We start from the raw sequence: 15,833 nt of genomic DNA, 5'->3' as shown, positions 1-15,833 counted from the left end.
CGGTGTGCACCGGCCGTTCGCGTGGCGCCGAGGGGCTGCCCCCCGAGGCGCCGCGGCTGGTGGCCGGCGTCGCCGGCGCACTGGCCCCGGGGGTGGAGCCGGGCGACCTGGTGGTCGCCACCGAGGTCCGCTCCGCCGAGACCGAGACGGTCATCGGCTGCCCGTCCGCGCCGCTGCTGGCCGGTGCCCTGCGACGCGCCGGCCACCGGGTCCACCTCGGCCCGGTGCTGACGACCCCGGCAGTGGTGGACGATCCGGCCGAGCGCGCTCGCTGGGCGGCGAGTGGCGCGCTCGCGGTGGACACCGAGTCGGCGCTGCTGCTCGCCGACGCACCCGCCGGGCGGGGCGTGGTGGTGCGTGCGATCGTCGACACCCCCGAGCACCGGCTGCTCAGCCTGGGCACGGTCCCGCGGGGACTCAAGGCGCTCCGGGCGTTGCGATTCGCCGGTCCGGTGCTCCAGGCATGGGCGGAGGCGACCGGCGAGCGTGAGGTGGTGCTGGCCTCCCCGCGCTCCTTCTGCGCCGGGGTCGAGCGGGCCATCGAGATCGTCGAGGCATCCCTGGAGAGGTTCGGCGCGCCCGTCTACGTGCGCCGTCAGATCGTGCACAACAGCCATGTGGTGGCCGAACTGGAGGCGCGCGGCGCGATCTTCGTCGAGGAGGTCGACGACGTGCCGGAGGGCAGCATGGTGGTGCTCGCCGCGCACGGGGTGGCGCCGGCGGTGCGCCGGGACGCGGAGCGCCGCGGTCTGCGGGTGGTGGACGCGACCTGTCCGCTGGTCACCAAGGTGCACAACGAGGTACGACGCTTCGCCGGGCTCGACCACACCATCTTCCTGATCGGGCACGGCGACCACGAGGAGGTGGTCGGCACCCACGGCGAGGCCCCGGACCGGGTCGTGGTGGTGGAGAGTCCGGAGGAGGCCGAGGCGGTCACCGCGCGGGACCCCGAGCGGGTCTCCTATGTCATGCAGACCACCCTCGCCCTCGACGAGGCCGAGCGGACGGCGACCGTGCTGCGCAGGCGGTTCCCCGCGCTGCGGGCGCCGCGCAAGGACGACATCTGCTACGCGACCACGAACCGCCAGCACGCCGTACGCCGTACCGCCGCGGTCACCGACCTGGTCCTGGTGGTCGGGTCGGGCAACTCCTCCAACAGCCAGCGCCTGGTCGACGTCGCCCGGGCCGAGGGCACCGCCGCCCACCTGGTCGACGACCTCGCCGAGGTCGACCTCGGCATCCTCGCCGGCGCCGATCGGATCGGCGTCACCGCGGGTGCCTCCGCACCGCCACGCCTGGTCACCGACGTCGTCGAGGGACTGGCCGGGCTGGGTCCGACGAGCGTTCGCGAGCCCGAGACCGTGACCGAGAGCATCCGATTCACGCTGCCGCGTGAAGTGAGCTAGAAAGAGCTGATCGCATGTCAATGCCGCTCCACCAGACGATCAAGATCGGCACCTACCTGATGAAGCAGAAGGTGCTGCGCAAGAAGAAGTTCCCGCTCCTGATCGAGCTCGAGCCCCTGTTCGCGTGCAACCTCAAGTGCGCCGGCTGCGGGAAGATCCAGCACCCGGCGTCGGTGCTCAAGCAGCGGATGCCGGTCGAACAGGCGGTCTCCGCGGTGGTCGACTCCGGTGCCCCGATGGTCTCCATCGCCGGCGGCGAGCCGCTGATGCACCCGCAGATCGATGAGATCGTCCGCCAGTTGCTGGACCGAGGCAAGATGGTCTTCCTGTGCACCAACGCGGTGCTGATGCCGCGCCACATCGACAAGTTCACCCCGCACAAGAACTTCTCCTGGATGGTCCACATCGACGGCCTGGAGGAGCGGCACGACGAGTCGGTGAGCAAGCAGGGCGTCTTCAAGCAGGCCGTCGAGGCGATCAGGCTGGTCCAGGAGCGCGGCTTCCGGGTGATGACCAACACCACCTTCTTCGACACCGACTCTCCGCAGGACGTCATCGACGTGCTCGACTACCTCAACGACGAGCTCGAGGTCGACAACATGCAGATCTCGCCGGGGTTCGCCTACGAGAAGGCCCCCGACCAGGCGCACTGGCTGGGCACCAGCCAGACCAAGGAGCTGTTCAAGAAGGCCTTCGCCGACGGCCGCCGGAAGAAGTGGCGGCTCAACCACAGCCCGCTGTTCCTGGACTTCCTGGAGGGCAAGGTCGACTTCGACTGCACCGCCTGGGCGATCCCGTCGTACTCGTTGAAGGGGTGGCAGAAGCCCTGCTACCTGATGGAGGACGGGTACGTCGAGACCTACGACGAGCTGATCGAGACGACCGACTGGGATGCCTACGGCCGGGGCAAGGACCCGCGCTGCGCCAACTGCATGGCGCACTGCGGCTACGAGCCGACCGCGGTGCTGGCCACGATGGGCTCGCTGCGGGAGTCGATCCGGGCGGCGGTCTCGGTCTGAACAACTGTGTACAGTCGCGCACGCTACCGCTAGTGTGATGCCGATCACTCGCCGACTCGGACCGCGAGCTCGGCCTGGATGTCGACATCTAGGGGCAGCTGATGAGTCTGACACGTCGAGCCGAACTGCGGGTCCTGCGGGTCCTGGGGTGCCTGGTGGCCGCCCTCGCGCTGGTCGTCGGTGGCGCGGTCGTCGCCTCGGACCGGGTCGGTGGCGCCGGCGCCGCGGGTGCCGCAGATGCGACGGACATCTCCGCGGCGATCGACTGCACCGACGTCGCGCAACTCGATCTGAGCGGCATCTCCGGCGCGCCCACCCAGATCGGCTCGGCGAGCGTGGTCGACGCCGCCGACAATCCGCTCGGCGACTGGGAGGCGTGTGCGATCACCGGTCTGATCGCTCCGCAGATCCAATTCATGCTGAGCCTTCCGACCGGCACCTGGCAGGGCAACTACCTGCAGGTGGGCTGCGGCGGCAACTGCGGTGTCGTCCCCAGCACGGCGCCCGCCACCTCGTCGGGATGCGCCTCGTTCGCCGCCGGCGGGTTCGCGGTGGGTGCCACCGACCAGGGCCACGTCGGCACCACCATGTCCTCGGGCCTGTTCGCCACCGACCCCACCCTGAAGGTGGACTTCGGCTACAAGTCGGAGCACCAGCTGGCCGTGGTGGCGAAGGAGATCATCACGCGCTACTACGGTGAGTCGGTCGGGCACTCCTACTACGACGGCTGCTCGCAGGGTGGTCACGAGGCCCTCACCGAGGCGCAGCGCTACCCGACCGACTTCGACGGCATCATCGCCGGGGCACCGGCCAACAACTGGACCGCGCACACCTTCCAGCACGCCTGGAACGCTCAGGCCGTCTTCGCCGACGGCACCAACGCCACGCTCACGACCGACGACCTCGAGCCGCTGCACGAGGCCGTCCTGGCGGGCTGCGGCGCCGGCGACGACGGCATCATCGAGGACCCGCTCGGCTGTACCTGGGATCCCGGCAGCATCCGCTGTGCGGCCGGACAGAGCTCGACCGCCGACGACTTCTGCCTGACTGCCGCGCAGGTCACCACGGTGCGGAAGCTGTACTCGGGCCCGCGCAACAGCGCCGGCCGGCTGCTCTATCCGGGGTGGCAGCTTCGCGGCAACGAGCTCAACTGGGCAGGCGTGATCGTCCCCACCACCGCGACTGGGTCGACCTCGAACAAGACGAACGTCAACGAGCGGGTCCGGTACATGCTCTACCCCGAGGTCCATCCGGAGCTGTCCTACCGGGACATCAGGTTCACCACCGCGTCGTACCGCAGGCTCATGCGTCTCAACGAGGGCACCATGGATGCGACCGACCCCGATCTGTCGAAGTTCAAGGCCGCGGGCGGCAAGCTGATCATCTGGCAGGGTCTGGCCGATCCGAACATCTCCTCGGTCGCGTCGATGGCGTACTACCAGGCGGTGCAGAGGCGGATGGGCGGAGCCTCCACGACGTCCGACTTCGCCAGGCTGTTCCTGTTGCCGGGGGTGGCGCACTGCGGTGGCGGCCAGGGACCCGACAGCATCGACGCGCTGAGTGCGATGGTGGACTGGGTCACCGAGGGCGAGGCGCCGGACAGCCTGCTCAGCCAGCGCACCGACAGCACCGGTGAGGTGACGGCCTCCCGGCCGGTCTACCCCTTCCCGTACGTCGCGGTGAACACCACCGGCGGCTCGGACGACGACGCCTCGAGCTACACCGCGCAGCTGTCCACCGCCGAGAGGCACCTGCGGGTGGACTACCTCGGCTCGTTCCGCTCCGGTTACGAGACCGTCAGCGGCTGGGTGAACGGTCGGTGGACGACCCGGCCGGGCAAGGCCTGAGTCCGGGTGAGCCGGGTGAACCCGCGGCCGACTACCTGATCGCCGCGACGGCGGACGTCGGCGGTCTGGAGCTGGCCACGCTCGACCTTCGGCATGTCCCGATGTTCGCCGGGCTGCGGCGGCCGTTCGAGGTCGACGCGTGATCTCCGGTGCTCCCTTCGTCGCCGGGGCATGATGGTCCGGTGAGCAACCTCGAGGAGCGCCGCTGCGCCTGGGCGGTCGGGGCGATGCGGGAGTACCACGACAACGAGTGGGGCCGACCCGTCCACGGCGAGGCGGCGCACCTGGAGCGGCTCACCCTGGAGGCGTTCCAGTCGGGTCTGTCGTGGTCCACGATCCTCGCCAAGCGGCCGGCGTTCCGGGTGGCCTTCGCCGGGTTCGACGCCGACACGGTCGCCGGATTCACCGAGGAGGACCAGGCCAGGTTGATGCAGGACGCCTCGATCGTGCGCAACCGGCTCAAGATCGCGGCCGCCGTCACCAATGCCCGGGCCACCGTCGCGCTGCGCAGCAGCGGCGGCCTGGTGCGGCTCATCGGCGACCACGCGCCGACCCGCGAGGTCGATCCGGCCGAGACCGTCTCGGCGGAGTCGCTGGCGCTCTCGAAGGCGCTCAAGCGGCACGGCTTCGCCTTCGTCGGTCCGACCACCATGCACGCCCTGATGCAGGCGATCGGTCTCTTCGACCCGCACGAGCCGACCTGCTTCCGTCGCGGTCGGTGAGGCGACCGCTCGGTGTCTAGCCGCGTGCCGCGGCCGCCTCGGCCGCGAGACTTCTGATCCGGTCCCAGTCCCCGGCCGCGACGGCGTCCTTCGGGGTCAGCCAGGAGCCGCCCACGCAGCCGACGTTCGGCAGCGCGAGATACGAGCCGGCGTTGGCCGGACCGATCCCGCCGGTCGGGCAGAACCGGGCGTCGGGGACGACCGTCGACAGCGAGCCGAGGTACGCCGCCCCGCCGGACGCCTCGGCCGGGAAGAACTTCATCGCGGTGTGACCCGTCTCGAGCACGGCGAGTGCCTCGGAGACGGTGGCGGTGCCGGGCAGGAACGGCAGACCGGTCTCGGTCATCGCGGCCAGCAGACTCGGCGTACACCCGGGGGAGACCAGGAACCGGGCACCGGCCGCGGCCGATGCCCGGGCGGCGCCCGGCGTGGTCACGGTGCCGGCGCCCAGCACGATCTCGGGGACCTCGGCGGCGATCGCCCGGATCGCGTCCAGCGCGACCGGGGTCCGCAGGGTCAGCTCGATGACCGGTACGCCGCCGGCGACCAGGGCACGGGCGATCGGGACCGCCTGCTCGACCCGCTCGACCACCACCACCGGGATCACCGGGGAGAGACCGAACAGATCGGCGGAGCCGGCCAGGGCGACGGCGGGGGCGGCGTCAGGCGTGCTCGACAACGGGGGTCTCCTGGATCGCGATCGGCGGGAAGATGGAGGCGCCGTGCTCGGCGGCACCGACGCAGGCGCGCAGCGGGGCGAAGAGCTCCCGTCCGGTGCCGGACCACTCCGCTCCGAGCGGGGCGGCACCGGTCGGCTCCCGGCGGGCGAACTCCTCGGCCGCGACGTGCAGGGTGAGCGTACCGGTGACCGCGTCCACGGTGATCGGGTCGCCATCGCGCACCCGGGCCAGCGGTCCGCCCAGGGCCGCCTCCGGCGTGACGTGGATGGCGGCCGGGACCTTCCCCGACGCCCCGGACATCCGGCCGTCGGTGACGATCGCGACCTGCTGTCCGCGGTCCTGGAGCACGCCGAGCGCCGGGGTCAGCTTGTGCAGCTCCGGCATGCCGTTGGCGGCCGGGCCCTGGTAGCGGATCACCGCCACCAGGTCCCGGCCGTCGCAGCGGCCGTCCTTGAAGGCGTCCAGGAAGTCCGCCTGGTCGTCGAAGACCATCGCGGGGGCCGAGACCACCCGGTGCTCCGGCTTGACGGCCGACGTCTTGATCACCGCGGTGCCGAGCTCGCCGTGCAGCACCCGCAGTCCGCCGTCGGGGGCGAACGGCTCGTCGGCCCCGCGCAGCACGTCGGTGTCGCCGGAGACCGGGGTGCCCTCGACCCAGGTCGCGGTGCCGTCGGCGGTCAGCCGCGGCTCGGTGGCGTACGCCGACAGCCCGGTCGCGCCATCGCCCAGGACGGTGCTGACGTCCTCGTGCAGCAGCCCGGCCTCGAGCAGGGTGCGGATCAGGAAGCCGATCCCGCCGGCGGCGTGGAAGTGGTTCACGTCGGCGGAGCCGTTGGGGTAGATCCGGGTCAGCAGCGGCACCACCGCCGACAGGTCGGAGAGATCCTCCCAGGTCAGCGCGATCCCGGCGGCCCGGGCGATCGCGACCAGGTGCAGCGTGTGGTTGGTCGACCCGCCGGAGGCGAGCAGCGCGACGCAGGCGTTGAGGATCGCCTTCTCGTCGATCAGCTCGCCGATCCCGGGCGCCCCGGCCGCGGCCAGCTCGGTGACCCGGGCGGCGGCGGCCCGGGTCAGCGCATCGCGCAGGTCGGTGTCCGGGCTGGTGAACGAGGAGCCCGGCAGATGCAGGCCGAGCACCTCCATCAGCAGCTGGTTGGAGTTGGCGGTGCCGTAGAAGGTGCAGGTGCCGCGGCCGTGGTAGGAAGCCGACTCGGCCTCCAGCAGCTCGGCACGGCCGATCCTGCCTTCGGCGTAGAGCTGCCGCACCCGGGCCTTCTCCGCGTTCGGCAGCCCCGAGGCCATCGGCCCGGCCGGCACGAAGACGCATGGCAGGTGACCGAAGCTGAGCGCTCCGATCAGCAGACCCGGGACGATCTTGTCGCACACGCCGAGCAACAGCGCGCCATCGAACATGTCGTGCGAGAGCGCGATGGCGGTCGACATGGCGATCACGTCCCGGCTGAACAGGGAGAGCTCCATCCCGGGACGGCCCTGGGTGACGCCGTCGCACATCGCCGGCACGCCGCCGGCCACCTGGGCGATCCCGCCGGCACGCAGCACCGCCTGCTTGAGCAGGGCCGGGTAGTCGGCGTACGGCGCGTGGGCGGAGAGCATGTCGTTGTAGCTGGTCACGATCGCGATGCCGGGCTTGACCGTCCCGCGCAGCGCCGCCTTCGACTCCGGGTCGGCGGCGGCGAAGCCGTGCGCCAGGTTGCCGCACGCCATCCGGGTGCGGACCGGTCCGTCGCTCGCCGCGGCGCGGATGCGCTGCAGGTAGGCGGCGCGGGTTGGTGCCGAGCGGGCGACCAGCCGCTGGGTCACCTCGATGAGGGTCGGGTGGGTCACACGTGCTCCTGCCAGGATCGGCCGTCGCGCTCGATGAGCGTGATGGCGGCGGACGGACCCGGCGTGCCCGCCGGGTAGGACTTCGGTGGGAGGGCGGTGTCCTCCCAGTGCTTCAGGATCGGCTCGCACCACGTCCAGGCCGCCTCGACCTCGTCGCGGCGCATGAACAGCGTCGGGATGCCGCGGACGACGTCCATCAGCAGCCGCTCGTAGGCCTCCGGCGAGCGCTTGTCGAAGGTGGTCGCGTAGCTCAGGTCGAGCGAGACCGGCTTGAGCCGGTAGCCACCGGGGCCGGGCTCCTTCGCGCTCAGCTGCAGCTTCATGCCCTCCTCGGGCGAGAGCGCGATCGTCAGCCGATTGGGCTCACCGGCGCGTTGGCCGAAGACGTCGACCGGCGGCTCCTTGAAGACCAGCACGATCTCGCTGCGCCGTTCGTCGAGCCGCTTGCCGGTGCGCAGGTAGAACGGCACTCCCGCCCAGCGCCAGTTCTGCACCTCGGTGCGCAGTGCGACGAAGGTCTCGGTGAGGCCGCCGTTGTCGGCGACCTCGCTGTCGTAGCCGGGCACCAGGTCGTCGCCGATCCGGCCGGCACGGTAGCGTCCGCGCACGGTGTCCCGATCGATCCGGGCCGGGGTCATCGGCGCGAGCGCCTGCAGCACCTTGAGCTTCTCGTCGCGGACGTCTTCGCGGCCGATCTCGATCGGCGGCTCCATCGCGACCAGGCAGAGCAGCTGCAGCAGGTGGTTCTGCACCATGTCGCGCAGGGCCCCGGCCTCGTCGTAGTAGGCCCCGCGCTCGCCCACCCCCAGGGTCTCGGCGACGGTGATCTGGACGTGGTCGATCCACTGGCTGTTCCACAGCGGCTCCAGGAACGTGTTGGCGAACCGCGTGACGAGCAGGTTCTGCACGCTCTCCTTGCCGAGGTAGTGGTCGATCCGGAAGATCTGCTGCTCGGTGAAGACGGCGCCGACGGCGTCGTTGACCGCACGCGCCGAGGCGAGGTCGTGGCCGATCGGCTTCTCCAGCACCACCCGCGCCGGCTCCTGGCTCAGCCCGAGATCGCCGAGCTGGCGACAGATCGGCGCGTACAGCCGGGGCGCCACCGCGAGGTAGTAGACCCGCACGGTCTCGGCGAAGTCCGGCCGGTCCTTGAGCACGCCGGCCAGCCGGTGCCAGTCGTGCTCGTCGGTGATGTCGACACGGATGTGGTGGAGCCGGTCGAGCAGGCGACGGCTGATCGCCGGGTCGAGCCGGTCGCCGACGTGCTCGGCGAGCGCGTCGGCCACCAGCGCGCGGTAGCCCTCGTCGTCGTACGTCGACCGGGAGATCGCGATCACCCGGGTGTCGGGGCTCAGTCGGCCCTCGGCGGCGCAGTGGTAAAGGGCCGGCAGCAGCTTGCGCAGCGCCAGATCTCCGGTGCCACCGAAAACGGTGAAGTCGCAGCGCTCGGGGAGCGGATGCGTGACCGCGGAGAGGCCATGGGTATCGGTCATGTCTCTACGGTGACAGCAATATTGGATCGATACAACCACGGGATAGGACTTTTACGTGCCGAAGTACCTAGACTGGCCGGCGTGTCTGACCCCTCGACCGCCGGTGCGATGCTCGAACTCGTCCGCACCGGGCGTGCCACCACCCGCGCCGATCTGCGTCGCCTGACGGGCCTGTCCCGTACCGCCGTCGACGCCCGGGTGGCGGCACTGGTCGGCAGCGGGCTGGTGCAACCCGGCGAGGAGCCGGCCGCCACCGGCGGACGCCCCGCCGGTGCACTGGTCTTCAACGCCGACGCCGGGGTGGTGCTCTCGGTGGCCGTCGGACGCAGCCGCAGTCAGCTCGCCGTCTTCGACCTCGAGGGCCGCGAGCTGGTCGGTGACACCCAGGATCATCAGGTCGGGGTCGCGGCCGGCGAGCTGATGCCCGGGATCGTCGAGCGGCTCCGCACCATGCTCGCCGAGGTAGCCGGGCCGGTGCTCGGCATCGGGATGAGCCTGCCGGGCACCGTCGACTCCGAGGCGCTGGTCAGCATCGACTCACCGGTGATGGGCGGCTGGGACGGCGTACCGCTGGCGCCGTACTTCGCCGAGCTGACCGACGCTCCGCTGCTGCTGGCCAACGACGCCTATGCGCTCGCCCGGTCGGAGCTGTTCGGCCCAGGCCCGAGGCCGCGCAACGCGCTGGTCGTCAAGGCGTCCACCGGCCTGGGCCTCGGCATCGTCTCGGACGGACGGGTGCTCACCGGGCACCGTGGCGCCGCCGGCGAGCTCGGCCACACCCGGCTCGAGGCGGCCGGCGACCTTCCCTGCCGCTGTGGCTCGACCGGGTGTCTGGAGACCGTCGCCGGTGGCTGGGCCCTGGTGACGCGACTGGTCGAGTCGGGGACGGAGGCCGGACACGTCCGCGACCTGGTGGCCGCGGCGCTCACCGGCGACGCGGTGGCCCGCGCCCTGCTGCGGGAGAGCGGGCGCTATCTCGGCGAGGTGCTGGCGGTGGCGATCAACCTGCTCAATCCCGAGGTGGTGGTGCTCGGCGGCGACATGGGCAGCGCCTTTGACCTGTACGCCGCCGGAGTCCGCGAGGCGGTCTACGGCCGCTCCACCGCCACCGCCACCCGCGACCTGGTCTTCGTGCCGCAGCTGCACGGCGACTCCTCGGGTCTGGTCGGCTGCGCCGCGATGGCGATCGAGCACATCCTCGCGCCTGCGCAGGTCGACGCGCTCGTGACCGGCTGAGTCCTCATCGCCCGTCGTTAACCTTGGCCCATGCCCCGGGTCCACGCCTTCACCGACGACGCGCTCGGCCGGCTGGATGCGGTCGGCGTGGCCGAGGCGCTGAGCCGCCGCGACGTCTCGGCGACCGAGGTGATCGAGGCGGCGATCGCGCGGGTCGAGCTGGTCGACGCCGAGCTCGGCGCGGTCGCCTACCGCACCTTCGACCGGGCGCGCCGGGAGGCGGCCGGTCCACGCACCGGCTTCTTCGCCGGCGTACCGACCCTGATCAAGGACAACGTCGACGTCGCCGGGGTGCCCACCCGGCACGGCACCGACGCGTACGTCGCCTCCGCGGCGCGCCGGAACGGTGAGCTCACCGCGATGCTGATGAAGCTCGGCCTGATCTCGCTGGGCAAGTCGCAGCTCTCCGAGTTCGGTTTCTCCGCGACCGCCGAGCATCCCCGGCTCGGCCCGGTGCGCTCGCCGTGGGAGACCGAACTGCCGGCCGGCGCCTCCTCGGCCGGGGCGGCGGCGCTGGTCGCCGCCGGCGCGGTGCCGATCGCCCACGGCAACGACGGCGGGGGATCGTTGCGCATCCCGGCCAGCGTCACCGGGCTCGTCGGGCTCAAGCCCACCCGCGGTCGGGTCGCGCAGGACGCCTACTACACCCTGCTGCCACTGCGGATCGTCGCGGACGGCGTGCTGACCCGCAGCGTCCGAGATGCCGCCGCATTCCTGCGCGAGGCGGAGAAGGTGCACCGCGACCTGGCCCTGCCACCGGTCGGCGCGGTCTCCGGGCCGGGTCGCCGGCTGCGGATCGCGGTCTGCACCGAGGTGCTCGACCGCCGGGCCAGTCCCGAGGTCGCCGACCTGACGATGCGTACGGCGAGCCTGTTGGCCGAGCTGGGTCACCATGTCGACCGGGTGGCGCCGCCGGTGCCGCCGACCCTGCCCGACGACTTCATCCTGTACTGGGGGTCGCTGGCGCTGACGGTGGCCAACTCCGGGCCGTTGCGCGGCAGGACCTGGGACAGGTCCCGGCTGGACAACCTGACCCGTGGACTCGCCGACCATACCGCCCGTCATCTGCGGCACCTGCCCGGCGCGATCCTGCGACTGCGCCGGGTCGCCGAGATCGCCCGCGGCTTCCATGAGGCCTACGACGTGCTGCTCACGCCGACGGTGGCGCACGAGACCCAGCCGCTCGGCTATCTCGCGCCCGACCAGGAGTTCGCGGTGGTCTTCGAGCGCCTGTTGGGCTGGGTCGCCTTCACCCCGTGGGCCAACGTGACCGGTGGCCCGGCGATCTCGCTGCCGTTGGCGACCACGGCGTCCGGCAGGCCGCAGGGCATGATGTTCGGCGCCGCCTCCGGCCAGGAGGCCACCCTCCTCGAGCTCGCCTACGAGCTCGAGGCGGCCCGGCCCTTCCCCTCCCTCGCCGATGATCCGGGCCGGTGATCTGGCCGGTGATCTGGCCGGTGATCTGGCCGTGACTGTCGCCCTGGCCTGCGCAGATCGGTCGCTCGACGACCGCGGCGGAGGAGCGCCGATGCCGATTTTGTCGGCCTGCCCACACGCCTGTAATGTTCTCGCTCGTTGCCCCTTTAGCTCAGTCGGCAGAGCGTCTCCATGGTAAGGAGAAGGTCTACGGTTCGATTCCGTAAAGGGGCTCTGGGAGAGAAGGTCGCCGGAGCGATCCGGAGGCCGGCTCAGGCCCACGTGGCGGGGTAGCTCAGGCGGTTAGAGCACACGACTCATAATCGTGGTGTCGCGGGTTCGAGTCCCGCCCTCGCTACCACACCGCGCCCCGACCGGGGTTGCCGCCGAACGACGAAGGACAGCACAGTGGCCAGCAAGAGCAGCGACGTTCGCCCGAAGATCACTCTCGCCTGCGTGGAGTGCAAGGAGCGGAACTACATCACCAAGAAGAACCGCCGCAACGACCCCGACCGGTTGGAGCTGGCGAAGTTCTGCCCGCGTTGCCGCAAGCACCAGCCGCATCGCGAGACCCGCTGAGCGCACCCATACCCAGCCCGAGGGCCCGTCCGATCCGGACGGGCCTTCGGCGTTCGTGCACCCCGGGCTACGGGCCCACGCCTCCTCGGCGTTCGGGAGACAGTCGAGACATTCGTTCACGCAGTCTCCTCTCAGCCTCTGCATCGGTCCGTGTCTCAGGACAGCAGACGTGGGACCAACTGACCGGTGAGCAGGATCAGGACGGCGACGACCACGTGCACGACGATCGCCGAGGCGATCCTCCGGCGGGCGCCGCGGGCGCCGCGGGCGACCAGCAGTCCGGCGATCAGGCCGGCCAGCATCAGTCCGCCGCTGATCGCGAGAGTGAGCCGGTGGGCGCCGTCGGACAGGCAGCCCGGCGCGCCACAGACCTGGGTCTGCCAGCTCGGGCTTCCGGACAGCCGCTGGTCGAGGACCACCCATACCAGGCAGGCCACGATCGAGAGCAGCAGCGCGAGCAGGCCCTCCCAGGAGCCCTCCAACTCGACGTGGGTGGGTAGCGGCGTCCGGGCGTCGGTGGCATCCAGCGGACGCAGCCCGTCGCTCGGAGCGCGGTGGGGTGCCGGGTCGATGGGCGGTGCTGGGTCGATGGGATGGGACAGACCCAGCCGAGCCTGCGCGGTCCGCTCCGGGCCGCTCGGCAGCGGGCGCGCCTCGGCGTCCGGCCGGGAGACCCGGTCGAGCACCGGATGGGGATAGGTGAGCGCCTCGGCGGAGACGGAGGTGCAGTTGAGCAACAGCCGGGTGCGGTCGCGCCGGGGCACGACCAGCGACCAGCGGTCGTCGCTGTGGGAACAGACCAGGTAGCCGCCACCGGCCTCCGGGCCGAAGACGTCCTCGGTGGCCACCTCGTCGGCCTCCTCGATCCGGCGGACCGTCGCGCGGCGCTCCTCGACGCCGTCGGAGTCGTCGGTGAGCCATTCGGCGACGGCGGCGTGCAGGCGGGTCGCCCGGCGGTCATCGATCCGGGTGTCGAGCAGCAGCCAGACGGACTGACCGTTGCTGTTCTCCCCGTCCGAGGGCTTGGTCAGCCCGGTGCGGTGCCGCTCGGCGATGAACCCGGTCGAGCGATACGACTCCCAGTCCGCCCGGCGCCGGCTCGGGCGCCGGACGCCACGGCGCAGCGCGAGCAGCAGTGCCAGCGCGAGGGAGGCCCACCACCCATGGATGCCGGACGGCGCGCCGGGCAGTCTCGAGGGGAGAGTGTCGATCAGGTCGTGGAAGACCCGGCCGTAGACGAAGACCATGAAGCCGATCAGGCAGGTCAGGACGACGAATCCGAACCAGGAGCCCTCCTGGGCGTTCCACAGCTTGGTGAAGTCCTCGAGGTCCGGCCTCGGCGGCTGCCGGCGGCGTATCGGAGCCACCTCCACCGAGCGTGCCCAGGCGTGTCGGACGGTGCGGTCGACGGCGGTCGGTTCTGGATCGTCGGTGATTCCGGTGTGGGTTGATTCGAGTCGGGACTCTCTGTCGACGTTCATGGCCACCTCCCCAGATCCTGGGTCCGATGCACCGGTCACGTCGTCGGGTCCGGCCGCCCGCCGCGATCCGCGCCGGCGGGCATTGACTTGTGAACGCAGTGTGACCCAGGAGTTCGACGAATGTAAAGGGGCTTCGAGCTCTGTCGGCGGCGCCCGGTCGGGTGGGCGTGACGGCCACCGGACCGCGGTGACACTAGGCTGAGGCCATGGCAGTGGACCAGTCGCTGGTGGGGCGTGATTTCCCGCCGACCAGGCCCTACCGGGTCACCGAGGAGAAGGTGCGCGAGTTCGCCACCGCGGCCGGCCCCGGCTGGGAGGCCGGGGACCCGATCCCGGCGACCTTCCCGATCGTGCTCGCGTTCGAGGCGATGAACTCCTTCCTCGCCGACGTGGGCGTCGAGCTCTCCCGGATCGTGCACGGCGAGCAGCGCTTCGCCTACAGCCGCCCGCTGGCGCCCGGGGACCTGCTCACCGCGACCCTGAGCGTGGCGAGCCTGCGGCAGATCGGCGGCAACGACATCATCGGCACCGTCTCGACGATCGCCGACGAGTCCGGCGCCCCGGTGTGTACGACGACCGCGACCCTCGTCCACCGCGGGGAGGGCCAGTGAGCGCCACCGCGACGATCCTGGAGCCCGGCGCGGTCCTGGAGCCGAAGACGTTCCCTATCACCCGGGCGGCGCTGGTCAGGTACGCCGGCGCCAGCGGCGACTTCAACCCGATCCACTACTCCGATCGGGTCGCCACCGAGGTCGGCCTGCCCGGCGTGATCGCACACGGCATGTTCACCATGGCACTGGTCGCCCGGGCGGTCAGCGAGTGGACCGGGGGCGCCGAGGTGGTCGAGCTGGGCGGGAAGTTCACCAACCCGGTCGTCGTACCCGACGACGACGAGGGCACCGGCGTCACCGTTGCCGGCACCGTCGCCTCGGTGGCCGACGGCCTGGCCACCCTCAAGCTCGAGGTCACCTGTGAGGGACGGAAGGTGCTCGGCATGCCGAGGGCCGTCGTACGGGTGGCCGGTGCCTGAGCCGAGCGGCCCGGTCCGGCTCGCCGACCACACCACCCTCCACCTCGGTGGTCCCGCCGCCGAGTTCGTCCTCGCCGCCTCCGAGCAGCAGCTGATCGACGCCGTCTCCGCCGCCGACGCCGCCGGCCGGCCGGTCCTGGTGCTCGGTGGCGGCAGCAACCTGGTGGTCGCCGACGAGGGCTTCGACGGCGTCGTGGTCAAGGTCGCCACCGCCGGGGTCGGCGCCGACATCGAGGACGCCGACGACCCGAGTTGCGGCGGCGTCCTGGTCGAGGTGGCCGCCGGTGAGGTGTGGGACGATCTGGTCGCCTCCGCCGTCGAGCGCGGCTGGGTGGGCGTCGAGGCGCTGTCGGGCATACCGGGCAGTGTCGGTGCGACCCCGATCCAGAACGTCGGTGCCTACGGGCAGGAGGTCGCCCAGACCATCGCCTCGGTCCGGGTCTGGGACCGCAGGCTGCGCGGGGTACGCACCTTCGCCGCCGCCGAGTGCGGCTTCGGCTACCGCTGGTCGCGGTTCAAGGCGGATCCCGCCCGGCATGTGGTGCTCTCGGTGAGGTTCCAGTTCCGGACCGGCACGCTGAGCGCGCCGATCGCCTACGACCAGCTCGCCCGGGAGCTCGAGGTGGAGCCGGGAGCGCGAGTCGGGCTCGGCCGGGTCCGTCGCGCCGTGCTCGCGCTGCGGCGCGGCAAGGGCATGGTGCTCTATCCCGATCCGGCCCGGCCCGACCACGACACCTGGTCGGCCGGCTCGTTCTTCACCAACCCCGTGGTCGAGCCGAGCCGGGTGCCGCCGGGAGCGCCGGCGTACCCCCAGCCGGACGGCTCGGTGAAGACGTCGGCCGCCTGGCTGATCGACCACGCGGGCTTCGCCAAGGGCCATGCGCCGGCCGCTCTCGGCGGCCGGGTGTCGCTGTCGACCAAGCACACCCTGGCGCTGACCAACCGCGGCACCGGCACGACCGCCGACCTGGTGGCCCTGGCGCGTGAGATCCGCGACGGCGTCCGCGAGCGCTACCGGATCGAGCTGGTCCCCGAGCCGGTGCTCCTCGGCGTCGAACTCTGAACCCTGACCCGTGGAA

At 71.6% G+C, this 15,833-nt stretch carries 15 protein-coding genes and 2 tRNA genes; 13 read left to right on the top strand and 4 right to left on the bottom strand.

Features of this window, described 5'->3' with window-relative positions; genetic code table 11:
• The 5 genes from ispH to QM638_RS12905 all read left to right on the top strand — a co-directional run.
• The coding region (ispH, locus tag QM638_RS12925; protein ID WP_415142389.1) for a 4-hydroxy-3-methylbut-2-enyl diphosphate reductase at nt 1-1,406 on the top strand (1,406 nt) is incomplete at its 5' end.
• A 14-nt stretch (nt 1,407-1,420) separates the two neighbouring features.
• A complete protein-coding gene (gene hpnH / locus QM638_RS12920) occupies nt 1,421-2,425 on the top strand; it encodes an adenosyl-hopene transferase HpnH (protein ID WP_415142388.1) in 1,005 nt (334 codons plus the stop codon).
• Nucleotides 2,426-2,526: 101 nt separating this feature from the next.
• On the top strand, nt 2,527-4,272 hold the full coding sequence (locus QM638_RS12915) for a tannase/feruloyl esterase family alpha/beta hydrolase (RefSeq protein WP_415142387.1): 1,746 nt from the start codon (nt 2,527-2,529) through the stop codon (nt 4,270-4,272).
• Complete coding sequence (locus QM638_RS12910; RefSeq protein WP_415142385.1) at nt 4,245-4,415, top strand: hypothetical protein; 171 nt, start codon at nt 4,245-4,247, stop codon at nt 4,413-4,415. Before QM638_RS12915 ends, QM638_RS12910 begins: the two co-directional genes overlap by 28 nt.
• Before the next feature lie 84 nt (nt 4,416-4,499).
• Complete coding sequence (locus QM638_RS12905; RefSeq protein ID WP_415142391.1) at nt 4,500-4,994, top strand: DNA-3-methyladenine glycosylase I; 495 nt, start codon at nt 4,500-4,502, stop codon at nt 4,992-4,994.
• 16 nt (nt 4,995-5,010) lie between these two features.
• Here QM638_RS12905 and eda read toward each other — a convergent pair whose 3' ends face one another.
• From eda to zwf, 3 genes are read right to left on the bottom strand one after another with little or no spacing between them, the layout of a single operon-like run.
• Complete coding sequence (gene eda, locus QM638_RS12900; RefSeq protein WP_415142384.1) at nt 5,011-5,673, bottom strand: bifunctional 4-hydroxy-2-oxoglutarate aldolase/2-dehydro-3-deoxy-phosphogluconate aldolase; 663 nt, start codon at nt 5,671-5,673, stop codon at nt 5,011-5,013.
• Entirely contained in the window at nt 5,657-7,519 is a 1,863-nt protein-coding gene (gene edd, locus QM638_RS12895; RefSeq protein WP_415142383.1) for a phosphogluconate dehydratase, read from the bottom strand. The genes eda and edd overlap by 17 nt, the downstream gene beginning before the upstream one ends.
• Nucleotides 7,516-9,012, bottom strand: coding sequence for a glucose-6-phosphate dehydrogenase (gene zwf / locus QM638_RS12890; RefSeq protein ID WP_415142382.1), 1,497 nt, complete (start codon nt 9,010-9,012; stop codon nt 7,516-7,518). Before zwf ends, edd begins: the two co-directional genes overlap by 4 nt.
• An 81-nt stretch (nt 9,013-9,093) precedes the next feature.
• Here zwf and QM638_RS12885 point away from each other — a divergent pair, with 81 nt between their 5' ends.
• The 5 genes from QM638_RS12885 to rpmG all read left to right on the top strand — a co-directional run bounded on the left by QM638_RS12885 (nt 9,094) and on the right by rpmG (nt 12,243).
• Complete coding sequence (locus QM638_RS12885) at nt 9,094-10,248, top strand: ROK family protein (protein WP_415142381.1); 1,155 nt, start codon at nt 9,094-9,096, stop codon at nt 10,246-10,248.
• Between the two features lie 30 nt (nt 10,249-10,278).
• Nucleotides 10,279-11,685 (top strand): amidase, encoded by a 1,407-nt coding sequence (locus tag QM638_RS12880; RefSeq protein WP_415142380.1) that lies wholly within the window; start codon nt 10,279-10,281, stop codon nt 11,683-11,685.
• 140 nt (nt 11,686-11,825) lie between these two features.
• Nucleotides 11,826-11,898 (top strand) — tRNA-Thr (locus QM638_RS12875).
• A 50-nt stretch (nt 11,899-11,948) separates the two neighbouring features.
• A tRNA-Met gene (locus QM638_RS12870) sits at nt 11,949-12,025 on the top strand.
• Nucleotides 12,026-12,072: 47 nt separating this feature from the next.
• Nucleotides 12,073-12,243: a 50S ribosomal protein L33 gene (rpmG, locus tag QM638_RS12865; protein ID WP_395696096.1), complete on the top strand. Its 171-nt coding sequence runs from the start codon at nt 12,073-12,075 to the stop codon at nt 12,241-12,243.
• Between the two features lie 155 nt (nt 12,244-12,398).
• On the opposite strand, the gene QM638_RS12860 is transcribed toward rpmG, so the two are convergent.
• On the bottom strand, nt 12,399-13,724 hold the full coding sequence (locus tag QM638_RS12860; RefSeq protein WP_415142379.1) for a hypothetical protein: 1,326 nt from the start codon (nt 13,722-13,724) through the stop codon (nt 12,399-12,401).
• Between the two features lie 206 nt (nt 13,725-13,930).
• On the opposite strand from QM638_RS12860, the gene QM638_RS12855 reads away from it, so the two are divergent.
• From QM638_RS12855 to QM638_RS12845, 3 genes are read left to right on the top strand one after another with little or no spacing between them, the layout of a single operon-like run.
• Nucleotides 13,931-14,335 carry a MaoC family dehydratase N-terminal domain-containing protein gene (locus QM638_RS12855; protein ID WP_415142378.1) on the top strand — a complete coding sequence of 135 codons (405 nt, stop codon included), beginning with the start codon at nt 13,931-13,933 and terminating at the stop codon, nt 14,333-14,335.
• A complete protein-coding gene (locus QM638_RS12850) occupies nt 14,332-14,754 on the top strand; it encodes a MaoC/PaaZ C-terminal domain-containing protein (RefSeq protein WP_415142377.1) in 423 nt (140 codons plus the stop codon). Before QM638_RS12855 ends, QM638_RS12850 begins: the two co-directional genes overlap by 4 nt.
• Nucleotides 14,747-15,817 carry a UDP-N-acetylmuramate dehydrogenase gene (locus tag QM638_RS12845; RefSeq protein WP_415142376.1) on the top strand — a complete coding sequence of 357 codons (1,071 nt, stop codon included), beginning with the start codon at nt 14,747-14,749 and terminating at the stop codon, nt 15,815-15,817. Before QM638_RS12850 ends, QM638_RS12845 begins: the two co-directional genes overlap by 8 nt.
• Nucleotides 15,818-15,833 lie beyond the last annotated feature (16 nt).

This window comes from Nocardioides sp. (assembly GCF_047606145.1).
Classification (GTDB): Bacteria; Actinomycetota; Actinomycetes; order Propionibacteriales; family Nocardioidaceae; genus Nocardioides.
Note: the sequence above shows the minus strand (reverse complement) of the source record. Positions and strands in the feature narration are given on the sequence as shown.

Coding starts and splice junctions, on each gene's coding strand:
- QM638_RS12905 (WP_415142391.1), top strand. CDS start 4,500: ATGCGGGAGTACCACGACAACGAGTGGGGCCGACCCGTCCACGGCGAG.
- QM638_RS12880 (WP_415142380.1), top strand. CDS start 10,279: ATGCCCCGGGTCCACGCCTTCACCGACGACGCGCTCGGCCGGCTGGAT.
- zwf (WP_415142382.1), bottom strand. CDS start 9,012: ATGACCGATACCCATGGCCTCTCCGCGGTCACGCATCCGCTCCCCGAG.
- QM638_RS12915 (WP_415142387.1), top strand. CDS start 2,527: ATGAGTCTGACACGTCGAGCCGAACTGCGGGTCCTGCGGGTCCTGGGG.
- hpnH (WP_415142388.1), top strand. CDS start 1,421: ATGTCAATGCCGCTCCACCAGACGATCAAGATCGGCACCTACCTGATG.
- QM638_RS12855 (WP_415142378.1), top strand. CDS start 13,931: ATGGCAGTGGACCAGTCGCTGGTGGGGCGTGATTTCCCGCCGACCAGG.
- QM638_RS12860 (WP_415142379.1), bottom strand. CDS start 13,724: ATGAACGTCGACAGAGAGTCCCGACTCGAATCAACCCACACCGGAATC.